Origin of the sequence: Blautia hominis (genome assembly GCA_002270465.1) — a bacterium.
GTDB classification, from domain to species: domain Bacteria; phylum Bacillota; class Clostridia; order Lachnospirales; family Lachnospiraceae; genus Blautia; species Blautia hominis.
On record NQOF01000001.1, the window covers coordinates 202,018 to 215,468 of the forward strand.

Annotated in this window: 7 protein-coding genes; 2 read left to right on the forward strand and 5 right to left on the reverse strand. The window is 48.0% G+C overall.

The features are described from left to right. Positions 1–44 precede the first annotated feature (44 nt). Both ade and CI595_RS00960 read right to left on the reverse strand, forming a co-directional pair. Positions 45–1,739 carry an adenine deaminase gene (ade, locus tag CI595_RS00955; protein WP_095170798.1) on the reverse strand — a complete coding sequence of 565 codons (1,695 nt, stop codon included), beginning with the start codon at positions 1,737–1,739 and terminating at the stop codon, positions 45–47. A 35-nt stretch (positions 1,740–1,774) separates the two neighbouring features. Then, a complete protein-coding gene (locus CI595_RS00960) occupies positions 1,775–6,418 on the reverse strand; it encodes a hybrid sensor histidine kinase/response regulator (protein WP_095170800.1) in 4,644 nt (1,547 codons plus the stop codon). 365 nt (positions 6,419–6,783) lie between these two features. Here CI595_RS00960 and CI595_RS00965 point away from each other — a divergent pair, with 365 nt between their 5' ends. Then, positions 6,784–7,122: a transporter gene (locus CI595_RS00965; protein ID WP_095170802.1), complete on the forward strand. Its 339-nt coding sequence runs from the start codon at positions 6,784–6,786 to the stop codon at positions 7,120–7,122. A 217-nt stretch (positions 7,123–7,339) separates the two neighbouring features. Here the strand turns inward: CI595_RS00965 and CI595_RS00970 are convergent, their stop codons facing one another. Continuing rightward, positions 7,340–9,400 (reverse strand): methyl-accepting chemotaxis protein, encoded by a 2,061-nt coding sequence (locus tag CI595_RS00970; RefSeq protein ID WP_330397230.1) that lies wholly within the window; start codon positions 9,398–9,400, stop codon positions 7,340–7,342. A 499-nt stretch (positions 9,401–9,899) separates the two neighbouring features. On the opposite strand from CI595_RS00970, the gene CI595_RS00975 reads away from it, so the two are divergent. Next, entirely contained in the window at positions 9,900–10,622 is a 723-nt protein-coding gene (locus CI595_RS00975) for a hypothetical protein (RefSeq protein ID WP_095170804.1), read from the forward strand. A gap of 153 nt (positions 10,623–10,775) precedes the next feature. On the opposite strand, the gene CI595_RS00980 is transcribed toward CI595_RS00975, so the two are convergent. After that, positions 10,776–11,987, reverse strand: a complete 1,212-nt coding sequence (locus CI595_RS00980) for an aspartate kinase (RefSeq protein WP_095170807.1) — start codon at positions 11,985–11,987, stop codon at positions 10,776–10,778. Positions 11,988–12,408: 421 nt separating this feature from the next. After that, on the reverse strand, positions 12,409–13,449 hold the full coding sequence (locus tag CI595_RS00985) for a uroporphyrinogen decarboxylase family protein (protein WP_095170809.1): 1,041 nt from the start codon (positions 13,447–13,449) through the stop codon (positions 12,409–12,411). Positions 13,450–13,451: the final 2 nt, after the last annotated feature.

Genomic DNA, 13,451 nt, shown 5'->3' on the forward strand with positions numbered 1-13,451 from the left:
TTATAAAAGATTGTCTTCGTCAGTTCAACTTATTTCTTGCAGGATCAGGTGTAAAAAGAATTACCCGTGACGGAGTATATTCCTCTCGGGGTGATCCGGATCTCCGGGATAACAGGCAGTGCCATAAAGGACAGCGCAATAAACGGATCCATCCCATTTGGCACACCCATTTCATGTGCCTTTTGAATCATTTTTTCCAGCTTTTGGTTGGCCTTTTCAAACCCCATGTCTGTCATAAGCCCCATGATCGGAAGCTCCAGTGTCTCATAGATCTGATGGCTGTGCACAAGCGTATACCCTCCCTGGGTACGGATCAGTTCCCTGACAGCCAGTTCCATATCTTCATCATTGTCGCCAATGACGATTATATTATGGGAATCATGTGAGACGCTGGAAGCTGCGGCTCCGCACTGCAGGCCATATCCCTTCACGAATCCCACTCCCACCATTCCGGTATGTTTGTGCCTCTCAACCACCGCTATTTTCTGTATCTCCCCATTCCCCTCCAAATGGTCCTGACAGATCTCCTCCTCCATGATATCCTTTGTGGTGATCTGTCCTTCTTCCATCAAAATGACATGGCAGGGGAAGGAACCGATATATTTCAGTTTATCTCTTGTGAACCCCTTTACATGTACGGTATTTTTCAGTTCCAAAGGACAGGTATGGACCGGACAGGCATTTTCCGCTTTCACGATCTGCCCTTTGTAGTAAACCTCCCGGACTGCCGCCTGCTCCAGGTCATCCAGCACCAGAAGGTCCGCCTGGTACCCCGGCGCCACTGCCCCAATGCGGGACAGCCCGTAGCACTTGGCCGCCTGGATGGTCGCCATCCGGATAGCGTGGACCGGATCAATTCCCAGGGCAGCTGCCTTTCTCACATTATGGTCTATATGGCCTTCTCTTTTTATATCCTCAATATGCTTGTCATCTGTGCAGAAACAGAAACCATCTGTATTCATATGCTCCTCTACGATCCCCTGTACAATGTCCTTCAGATTTCTGGCAGCGCTGCCCTCGCGTATGTGAACGGTCATTCCGTTCCTCCGCTCCCTCAAGGCATAGGCAAACTCCGAGCACTCATGGTCCGTGGAAATCCCTGCCATGACATAGGCCTGGAGATCCGGCTCCTGAAGAAACGGCGCGTGTCCGTCCCGCACCCTCCTCTCAAAGAGCTGCAGCTTTTCGTGCATTTGCGGATCACCTTCCACCACAGAGATATAGTCCATAACCTCCCCAAGGCCCAGGATGCGCTCATTTTGCAGATATGGCTCCATCATATCCGCGGTGATCCTGCACGCATTGTCATCAATGCCCGTAGCCGGTACACAGGACGGCATCATGACAAACACATTGGCGGATACTTCCTCCGTTTCCCTCAAAATATAGTCTATCCCGGCCAGCCCGGCTACATTAGCCGACTCATGCGGGTCAACGATAAAAGTAGTGGTCCCACACAAAACAGCCTGGGAAATCAGCTCTTTTGGTGTCACCAGCGTAGATTCCAGATGCAGATGGCTGTCAATAAATCCGGGGCACACATATTTCCCCTTCAGATCCTTTTCCCGGATGCCCTTATATGTGCCGATCCCGGCGATCATGCCGTCCGCTATGGCAATATCCCCCTCTATGATCTCCTCTGTAAAAACATTGACAATCTTCGCATCCTTCAAAACAAAATCTGCTTTTTCCAAACCTCGGGCAATATCTGAACATTTTTTAAATCTCTCTAACTTCACTCTATCATCTCCCATATTCCACGAACCAGATCATTTCACTTATCACTGAAATCCCGTCCTGCCAGCAGTCCCGTCAGGGTATCCCGCAGTATAATCACGTCTATTGGTTTTGCCACATGGGCATTCATCCCCGCATCCATGGCTTCCTGCACATCCTCCGCAAAAGCGTTTGCCGTCATTGCTATGATGGGAATGGCCAGCGCGTCCTCCCGCTCCATTTTTCTGATGGCACGGGCCGCCTCATATCCATTCATACGCGGCATACGGATATCCATCAGCACCGCGTCATAAGTTCCGGGCTGCGCCCTTGAAAATTCTTCGACGGTCTGTATGCCATCTGTCTTTACCACGGTTACTGCCCCCTGCATTTTAAGCAGTTCACACAGGATCTCCGAGTTGATGGCATTGTCCTCCGCAACCAGAAAGCAGCGCCCTGTCAGTGTTTTGGCGGCATTCTCTTCCCCGGTCACGGCATCCAATCCCCGGTCTGCATCTTCTTTCTCCGGTACTGCCTCACATCTAAGCTCAACACAGAATGTACTGCCCTCGTGCACTTTACTCTTAACCCATATCCTGCCTCCCATAAGGTCCACAAGACCCTTGGTAATACTCAGTCCCAGCCCGGTGCCCTCCACCGATGTGATGTTGCTGTTCCGCGCAAACGCCTCAAAGATATGCTCCACAAAATCTTCCGTCATGCCAATGCCTGTATCGCGGACAGTAAACCGATAGCACACCCGGCCGTCCCCACAGTCAAGTTCTGTCTCTTCCGCCAGAAAATCCACACTGCCGCCTTCCGGTGTAAATTTAATGGCATTACTCAGAATATTTATCAAGATCTGATTGATACGAAGCTTATCCCCATAAAAGATCCCGTGTCTGATCCCTTTAGACTCCATATGAAATTTAAGGGCGTTTGCCTCCACCTGTGGCTCCATCATAACAGACAGCTCCTCCAGCAGCTCAGGCATAGATATCCGCATGTGGTTCAGTATGATCTTGGAACGCTCGATTTTGCTCATATCCAGAATATCGTTAATAAGGCTCAGGAGATATTTGGATGAAGAAGATATCTTTTTCAGACAGTCCTCCACCCTCCCTCTGTCGTCCAGATTGGCGGCAGCCAGGGATGTCATGCCTATTACAGCATTCATGGGTGTCCGGATATCATGGCTCATGGAGGAAAGGAATTCGCTCTTTGCCCGGTTCGCCTCCTCCGCCAAAGCCAGCGCATCCTGCAGGGCATCCTTTGCCTTTCTCTCTGCTGCCAGCATGTCCGTCACATCCGCCCGGACCATACAGACCCTTCTGCGGCTTCTGTCTCCCCAGAGCACATTGATCTGCTTATACCGCATTCCCTCCCTGGACTTGTACGGAAGTACAAAATCATAGCCTGACGGCTTTTCTTCCAGGTGCCTCAGCATATTATCCAGGTCAAAATACGCCTCCTCCTCTCTCTCCAGTTGACTGGTGATATAAAAATCCGTAATACTTTTTACCAGATCCCTGTAATTATCTAAAATATAAGGGGACAGGTTCTCCAGCACCGTCTGACGGGTATACATAGTCACATGTCCGCCGCTCACATCCACAAAGGCCATGAGTTCAAACGTATAGGCCACTACATTCAGCATACTCTGCTGTTCCCGCACCGAGTCTGTGATATCTGTTCTGGACAGACATACACGCCCAAGCCTCAGATCAATGGCTGAAACTGTCATATTCTTTGTCAGGACTTCCCCCTTTTCATCCATGATGGAGAAATGGAACGAATAACTGTCTTCCCTTTTCAGGCGTTTTGTCATGTATTCCCTGGTAAGCATCTTTATGACATTTTCTTTATCCCTGGGCACTACCCTGGAATGATACATCTCTGTGACCTTCCGGGAATAACAGCCCCGGGAGTTAGGATAATCGCCGGCAGAGCCGTCACTGGTAAGGACTGTGTAGCTGTCATTCAGAAGATCTACATCAAGCACCAGATCATAGCTGGTCACTGAAAGCTGCCGCAGTATCCGTTCCGATATGGTCTGCTCAGTAATGTCCGTCACTGTGAGGATTCCGGTGACACCGCCCGTATCCGGTGTTTCCACCAGATTTACTTTGAACTGCACATAACGGCCGTGCTGCTCCTTCGGCAGCTTCACATAGCACTCCAGTATCTGCTCTGTATCCCCCTTCTTAAACGCCTCATAGGCCGGCGCATTCAGATAGGTATCCAGAAAAGCCTGCCGCATATCCGGCTCTTCCACCAGCCCGGCAATGCCCGTAAAAAACGTTTCCCTTACATCCCCAAAGGTTTTCAAAAGATCAGAGTCCGTATAATCAATGATCTCCAGAATCTTATTCTGGGTTATGCTGCAATGTCCCACGATCAGCGCATTGGGTCCGGGGGTGCGGTAATGCTGCAGGATCAAGTCATTATACTGCTTTCGTATCTGCGCTTTTTCCTCCCGTTCCCTGGTCATATCATGGTATCCGGCATACACGCGCTGTTCCCCATTGACACTTTTGATCAATGACAAGGTGTTTTTCACCCACACATAACCACCGTCACCTGCCTGCAGCCGGTATACCATTTCGCAATGGCCTTTCCCCACAGCAAGGTACGCTTCCATCTGTTCATCCACAAACGCTCTGTCCTCCGGGTGTACGCCGGCCATGGCATCCTTTCGGTAAATTTCCCATGCCTGTTCCCGGGTCATCTTCGTCATTTCCGCAAAACCCTCGGACAAAAATTCCGGTATCATTGTGCCATCCTGCTCATATCTCATGACAGCCACACCTCCGGGCAGGTACTTCAGCACGGTTTGGAAATACTGCTCCAGCCTTTCTTTTTCGTCCTGTGTCTTGACCTCCTCTGTGATGTCTCTCACGTATTTGATATAGGCCGGAATGCCGTTCCAGTCCGTCTCACGGAAGCGGACATTATAGCAGCGGTTATTTTCCCTGTCCACCATGCGGTGGGCTTCCCCATCCGGCTGATGCTCCTGCTGGGTACAGAATTCACAGGGCGTGTCTTTTCCGTGGAGGGCTGTGTAGCATTTCTGCCCCAGACGTTTATTCCCTCCTTCAAACAGCATCTTTGACTCATTGGCATAGAGAAGGTCGTAATTCTCTTTTGCAATGACATAGATCCCGTCCGCCGTATCGTTTGCAATGCTCTGAAACAGCCTGGCTTCTGCCGACATCCCGGTAAAGACCGCATAGAATCCCATTACTTCCCCATAGGTATCCATTCTCCGGCCCCTCAGATGGATCCAGATCAGACTTCCGTCTTTATGCCGCATCCGATAAGACACATCCAGGACTTTGCCATTTTCAAGGGCCGCCCGCATGGCTGACAGCACCCGTTCTCTGTCCTGTTCGTAAATCATGCGGAATGCGTCATACTGCTGCAGTTCCTCTCTGGTGTGTCCGGAAAGTGCCATAACACCGTCTGATATAAAGATGGGCGTGATCTTATCTCCCTCTATCCGATAGCTGGCAATCCCTCCCGGTATGGAGTTTACCAGATGATCCATCTCAAGCTGAGTCTCTTTCAGATCCGAGATATTATGGAAAACGCAGTGGAGGAGCGGACAGCCGTGGTCCTCCCCGATCCATTTCACATGGGCACGGACCCAGACAATATGTCCGTCCCGATGCAGTTTGCGGAATTCAAACTTTAAAACTTTATGGGTCTGTATGACCTCCATGGCCTTCAAAACCACCATCTCCGTGTCTTCCCGGTAGGTCATCTCCGCTGCATCCCGTTTTATCATCTCCTGATATTCCTCGACCGTATATCCTGTCAGTTCCGGTACGCCGTCAGAAAAATAGATGGTTTCAAAAATGTCGGATACTCTGTAAATAGCAACCCCACCGGGAATGGCATTGACAATATCCTGCATCTTGTCCTTTGCAGCCATAAGCTCTTGTTCCATCTGTATCTTTTCGCTTACGTCCTTGTAAACTCCATAGAGCAGCTTCGTCTTATCCGGCTGTGTTTTTACAGAGGCCTCAAGCTGGATCCAGTGGTACGCCTCTTCCCGGTCATTCCAGACACGATATGTATGCTCCATGGTCTGTCCGCTGTGTATTGCTTTCTGAATCTTATCCTGAAGCAGACCGCAGTCATCCGGATGAACCCCCATATAACTGGTTTTTTTCTCAATGATGCGGATATGTTCCTTGGAATACCCCATAATTTCGTAAAAGGCAGGGTTGTGAAACACTGGTAAGATCTTTTCTCCGTCATAGCGATAAACGCAGAGTCCGCAGGGAATGCTGCAGAAAGTAGTCTGAAGTTCCTTTTTCAGTACAACAGACTGCTCCTCATCCCGTTTTCTGTCCGTAATGTCCTGTATATACTCAATATGCGCAGCTTCTCCATTCCATTCGATCATTTTGCCACTGAGCTGATAGATCCTGCCATTGACCGGATGATAATACTCCCGGGTCAGCAGTACCTCTCTGCTCATTTTGTCTTCCCGGCAAAACCGGCACGGCTCATCAAAGCCTGCCACCTGGTAACAGCACCTTTGTTCCGCCCCTTCCTGCGGCATAAATATATCCCGTGCCAGCCGGTTGGCGTACAGTATTTTATATGTATCCGCTGAACTGACACAGACAGCCATGGGTGCATGATCCATCAGTGCCTTTACCTGGTCTGCGGAAAGAGAAACTTCCCGTATCATGACGCTACCTCCCTTACCTTTTTTGCATACTTCATAACAATATTTTAAATTGGTCTGAAAATTCCATTTTTCTTTACATATTTCCTTTAATTTTATCATAGCAAGCATAAATCTGCAATCTTTTTGAAAAGAACATCACCAAAATACGCACAAAAACCAGGTTTGAACATGACCGCTGCCAGCCTCCATTTGTCCAAACCCCATAAAATGCGGGATAAGCCAGAGACTTTTCATTGCGTATACTGTGAAACAACAGTATAATATGTTTATTGATGAAAAAGGGGAGCGGACTAATGAAACGATATGACTCTGTAAACAACGGTGTAAGGAAAACAGATTTGTTTTTCCGGAAAGACGAGTAAGATATGGGCATTTTTTATGATATTTGCATGGGTTTGACTTCGGGTGTTATGATCGGTTTTTTGCTTGCCGGAATAAAGCAGCTTTTGAAAAAAGAATATACGGAAAAAGAAAGGGCATCCAACCAGCGGTTCATAAACAAGATCGCCCTTGCATTAAAATATCTTACGTTTTTATTGCTCATTATTGGACTTATATGGTGTGTCTATTTTTTGATCCTGGGTGCCCTCATGCCTTCAAAGACGGATTACGCCAATAACATGGCAGAACTGATCGTATCAGTCCTCACAGTCATTTCCATCATTTTTGCCTTTGTGGAATTTCTGAGAAGAAAAGAGGATTAAGATCACAGCCTCCGGCAAACCCCACTGCCGGCTCTAATGCAGAAAAAAATAGCTAACCGCTCCATGCAGGAGTTGTCAGCTATTTTATGTCCCTGTGCCCCGACTGAACAGGGCACGGAAGCAGGTCTCCCGGAACTATCCGCTCTTGTGATCATAGTCGGTCTCGTCTCCGGTTACGATCATCGTCTCCTGCTCCTGCCAATAAAGGGATAAGTGATCAGTTCTCTTTTATATGAAATTTTCCAATCTGGTCTTTCAGCAGGATCGCCTGTGCCGAGAGTTCTTCACTGGCTGCTGCGCTCTCCTCCGCGGTAGCCGAATTATCCTGCACCACATTGGAAATCTGTTCAATCCCCCTGGTCACCTGTTCCACATAATGAGCCTGACCGCTGGATGCCTTTGAGATCTCATTCAGCGCTTCTGCCACTTCACCGGCCCCCCGCATTACATTCTGCAGGGATCTTGCCGTATCATCTGCAATTTTTGTCCCATGTTCCACTGCATTCAGGGAGTTATGGATAAGCTCCGTGGTGTTCTTCGCAGCCTCGGCGCTCTTGGATGCCAGGTTTCTGACTTCACCGGCCACGACAGAAAAACCTCTGCCCGCCTCACCCGCTCTTGCTGCCTCCACAGAGGCATTCAGCGCCAGGATATTTGTCTGGAATGCAATATCCTCGATGGCTTTTAAAATATCACCGATCTTCTGGGAACTCCTCCTGATGTCCTCCATGGCTGTCAGCATCTCCTGCATACGGCTGTTGCTCTCAACTGCCTCTCTCCCCACTGCGGAAGCCCTTTTACTGGCATTCTCTGAATTGGCAGCATTGGATGTTATCTGCTCAGAGATTTCATGGATACCCGAGGCAAGCTCCTCCACAGTGCCGGCCTGTTCCGATGCACCCTGTGCCAGTGACTGGGCACCGTCAGAAACCAGACTGGAGCCGCTTGATACTTGCTCTGCAGCATTGCTGATCTGTCCAAGCGTAGCATTCAAGGCTGTTGTGATCTGCTCCAGGGCCTCCTTAATATGCACAAAATCCCCCATATAACTGCCTTTCATCTCCACATCCAGGTTTCCGTTGGAAATTTCCCCCAGTATGTAAGACACATCGCTGATCATATCCTTCAGGGAACTGATGGTCCTGCGAATGCTACCCGCCAGGCGCCCTATTTCATCGTCTCTCTGAATCTCTATGTCCACATCCAGTCTGCCCTTTGCGAAATGCTCCATTTGACTGCTGATCTCTGCCAGAGGCTGCATCATCCTGCGGAGCACCGCCACGATCACAATGATCAGAAGGAGGAGGATCAGTACAGACAGCACTGCCATCAACAGTATCAGATGGCTGCGTGTGGCATTCATCTCCGAAACCGGCAGTGTGGCGATCGCCAGCCATTTTGTTGTCTGGCTGTTTCTGAATATGGCAGTATAGTCAATCCCCCTGTATGCAAAGCTATAGGTTCCGTTGTAATTTTCACGTACCTTTTTCTTATAGTCCTCTGTTATGTCCAGCTCATCCACATTTCTGTTGACGGATGTCTTGTCATTGCTGTAGATGTATACCGAACAGTTTGAGAGAAGCTCCATGTAGCCGTTTTCACCCACTTTTATCCCGGTAAGAAGTTCAGACAGGCTGTCCATAGTCACATCAAGTCCAAAAAATCCAATGATATCTGACCCCTCATCGGAAAAGACGGGAGCCACAACCGATATCACCGTCTCCCCGGAAAAAGCATCCTGATAAGGGTCCGATACTATAGGTTCCCGGCTTTCCATCACCATCTCGTACCATTCCAGATCTGCCATACCTGCTTTCCCTGTATCCCCTGAGGAGAACAGGTAATTGTCCGTTTTTTCATCTGCCACCCATACCTGCATCACTTTCTCGCCGGACATCCGTTCCAATACCTCCGACAGCTCGCGGGTCAGGGATTCTTTCTCTCCATACTTCTCAATATCATCCACGTTCTCCACAGAATTGAAGTATCTGATCAGCATACCGTCATTCTCATACATACTGGCAGCGGCTATCTTTCCCTTGAAAAAATCGTCCACAATGGAAATGGCATAATCCGTCTGTACATCCAGCAGCTTATTGTTAAGCTGGGAAATAGACTGGGATGCCACCACGCAGGCTGCCGCGATCATGATCACCAGGGCTGGTATCAGGACCACCAGCAGATTAAAACTTAATTTCCAGACAATTGCCCCTTTTCTTTTTCCCCCTCTGTTTTCTGTATGTGCTTTTGATCTCTCTGTATTCTTCTCCATGTCCATAACCCCATTATCCTCCCTCAGCGCTTTTGTTCTTTTATTTTATCCCTGCGGTGAACCGGGCATGGCTTGTGAAACCCTGCAGCTTGGCAGCAGTGCCTCTGTGCCGGCCCCAAACACCTTCTGCCCATGAGGTGGAAATTTCTGCCGGTTTTACTAAAACATGAGGGAAAGAATAACAGAACTTTATAATAGGTATTTCTAATGACTAAACTTCTTGCTTTATGATAATATTTTCAAATTAATCTGAATATTATATTTTTGTTCACTTATTTCCTATAATTTTACCATAGCTAATATAAATACGCAATCTTTTTGAACAGACAAGGGTAACCGCTATGGGCACTGCCTGGGCAAGTGCGCCGATCTGCGATTTCCTGCCCGCAGCAGCGATATTCGTATCTATATTTTTTTCTGCGTATATAGTATAATTAGGTTAGTGCCCTATCCGGCCCGAAACTGTACCGGATGAGCACCCGTCAAAAATTAAGAGGTGGGGAAAATGAGGAAAATAAATGGAATACGAATGCTCTTTGTATGTGTTCTTTGCACAATTTTATTCACTGCATGTGAAGATCAAAAAAACAATTTGAATATTACGAGTAGTGAGAAAGGAGAAAAAGTACATGATGATATTGAGGCCGGAAACATCAGCCATGTCAATATAAGCGGAAATGCCAGATCTGTTATCATAAAGCAGAGTGAAAATAATAACTTTGAATTTTATAATGCCGACTTGAATCCTGATCATAAATATGAAGTCAGTTGTGACCAAAACGGCACTCTGCTTCATATCAGGGTTATGATGGAAAATGCCGAAGCGGACAATAATGTCCTTGGCTCCTTTGTTGTTTATATCCCCCGGAAAGAATTTGAAAAAATTGAAGCTGCCGGCGAATTTCATCAGATTCATTTCGGTACAATACACTCGGATGTGTTTATCCACGCAGACAAATCCCTTGTATTTCTTGAATTAGAGGCTGATCGATTGGATCATAACATTACGCTGGATGGTTCCGGATCAAGTGTATTTCCGGGTGTTTCTGTTTATCTAGATAAATTACCTGATAATATTAAAATGGATTTTAATACCATTCAAAACGGTACCATTAATGATCCGCAGCATCTGCTCAAAAGGAACCGTCTGGAATTAGGTTCGGGAAAACCTGTCATAAGCATCAACCATACGAAAGCGATAGATCTCTATGTTGAAGAGACCTTATAAATCTATCATTATTCTGCATAAAGCACTTTGTCTGCAATCTGATGGGGACAGGCCATAAGCCTGTCCCCATCGCGCCCATATCTGTACAATATTTCCACCGTACCCAATAAGGGGAAAGCAGCGCAGCCTGTATTCTGCCCTTCCGATCTGCACTTATTCCCACTCAGACGCAAATCTGTCATGCACTGCCCGCATAGCCATTTCCGCTTCTGATTCTTTGATCACCGCTGTGATACGGATCTCGGAAGTTGTGACCATATCCGTGTTGATCCCAGCGTTTGACAGAGCCTCGAACATCTTTGCCGCCACGCCCGGATTGGAGCTTACCCCTGCTCCGACCACGGAAACCTTCGCCACATCCTCCTCACAGCCCACGTTGGCATTTCCTATCACATCGCTGTATTTTTTCAGAAGGTCAAGCGTCATCATCATATCCGGCCTTGCCACAGTGAATGTCAGCGTCTTGGTTCCGTCTTTTTCCAGTGACTGGATCATGACATCAATGTTTACCCCGTTCTTTGCCATGAGGTTCAGGAGCCGGAAGGTACTCTCCGGGTTGTCCTTCATACCCGAAACTGCGATTTTTGCAATATTTTTATCAACGGCCACACCGCTTATCAGCATTTTTTCCATCTTTGTTGTCTCCTTCACAATGGTTCCTTCTTCTTCACTCATGCTGGACTTTACCACCAGATTCACATTATACCGCCTTGCCATCTCCACGCAGCGGCTGTGCAGCACCTTTGCCCCCAGGGATGCAAATTCCAGCATTTCCTCGTAAGTTACTTCCGGCATCTTCCTGGCATCCGGTACAATGCGGGGGTCTGCCGTGTATACACCGTCCACATCTGTATAAATCTCGCACAGATCCGCATTCAGGGCAGCCGCAAGCGCCACAGCGGTAGTGTCAGAACCGCCTCTTCCCAGGGTGGTAACATCATCGTATTTATTGATGCCCTGGAATCCGGTCACTACAACAATCTTGTTGGAATCCAGCTCTTTGGTGATTCTCTCAGTATCTATCCTTTTCAACTTGGCGTTCTGATACGCAGAAGTGGTGTGCATGGGTACCTGCCACGCATTCAGGGAAATGGCGGTCACTCCCATCTGGATCATTGTCATAGCCATGAGGGATACAGACACCTGCTCCCCTGTGGCCAGGAGCATGTCCATCTCACGTCTGGACGGCATTTTACTGATCTCTCCCGCCTGGGCCAGCAGTCCGTCCGTGGTTTTTCCCATTGCGGAGAGGACCACAACCACCTGGTTTCCCTCTTTCCGTTTTTTAATGCAGCGCTCTGCCACATTTCTGATTTTCTCCAGATCAGCCACAGAGCTGCCGCCGAATTTCATTACTACAAGCATGCTGTTCTCCTATTCCTTCCGTTCTTTGGATCCTATCATCCCTGCAGATATCCCTTTCCTGCAACGGACGAAAATCAATATTCATTATACCACTAACCAAACATGTTTGCGACATAATAAATACAGATATGTCAAAAAGGAACCGGCATTGGCTGTTCAGCTTTTGGGGCTTAACAGCTAATACCGGCTCCTCTTTTTTCAGATACGCTCACTGGCAAGGCTCCACATGATCTACACGCCGTATGTACGGCTGCAGCTCCCCTGTATCTTACCGGAAATCTGTTCTGTCTTTTCAAAAAAATATAGGGTATACAGTCATCAAAGCTGCCTGTCATAATACCGTAATGCAGCCAATTCAAGAAAGCCACGAACAGTATGACATAAGTCAAACAACAAGGTGATATCCGCTTCTGCTTGATATTTATATGATCTGTACGCTATTTACCAATATATGAACGTTTTCTTTCGGCGTATCTCCTCCAAGTGCACAGCCCGGTCCCAATATAAATCCTGTGGAAGTCTTTCCTCCAACCGTCTCCAGGGTCCGTTCAACTGCTTCTGTTACTTCCTGCTGTGTTCCGTTAGAAAGCAGTACAGGATTTATCTGGCCCAGCAGAGCACATTTTCCCCTGGACTCTCTGACTGCGGCTTCCAGATCCGTCTTCTGGTCAATCTCCAGTATATCTGCCCCCAGATTGCACATTTTATCTATGATTTTCGTAGCGTTTCCGCAGATGTGCAGGGAAATCATGCCGCCTTTTGCATGGACAGCGTCTATCACCCTTTTCTCATACGGCGCCGCAAAGGTTTCGTACATGGCCGGTGATATGACATCCGGTCCTGCAGTGCTGTCCCCCATGGATGTCATGGGTACTCCCAAGGAAAGCAGTTTTTCATGATACTGCACACATGCCTCGGTACAAAGATCCAGCAGTCTGTGCACATCCTCTTTTGCCTCTTCATCCATCAAATCTTCCAGAAGCCGGTCCATGCCGTAAAGCTGGGAGGCCAGACTGAACGGTCCCTGGTCTCCCCGTCCAATTAAAAATACTTCTTTTCCGAAATGTTGTACCAATCTCTGCACAGTCAGGATCTGCGCATTTAGAAGCGGACTGTCCCAGATATTTTGGGGAATTCCCATATCCCGGATATCTTCCAGCTTTTTTATGGCCGTGGTGTGCGCCACCGGAGCACCTTTTTTTCTGTAGACCACTCCGCATCCCAGAGCCTGGGCCAGGGCTGCTGTACCATTTTCAATCAACAGCATGTCATGCCCAAACTCCTCCCACATTTTTATCTGCATTTCTGCCATTTTGCCGTCATCCAGCACAAACTGCCCGAAATCCATACCGGAATCCTCTGCGCACATCAGAAAATCATGCAGATCTGTGGGAATTCTGTCGACCTCCTGTAGTCCAATGGCAGCCAGACACCGTTCATATGAACTCATATATTCTTTCATAT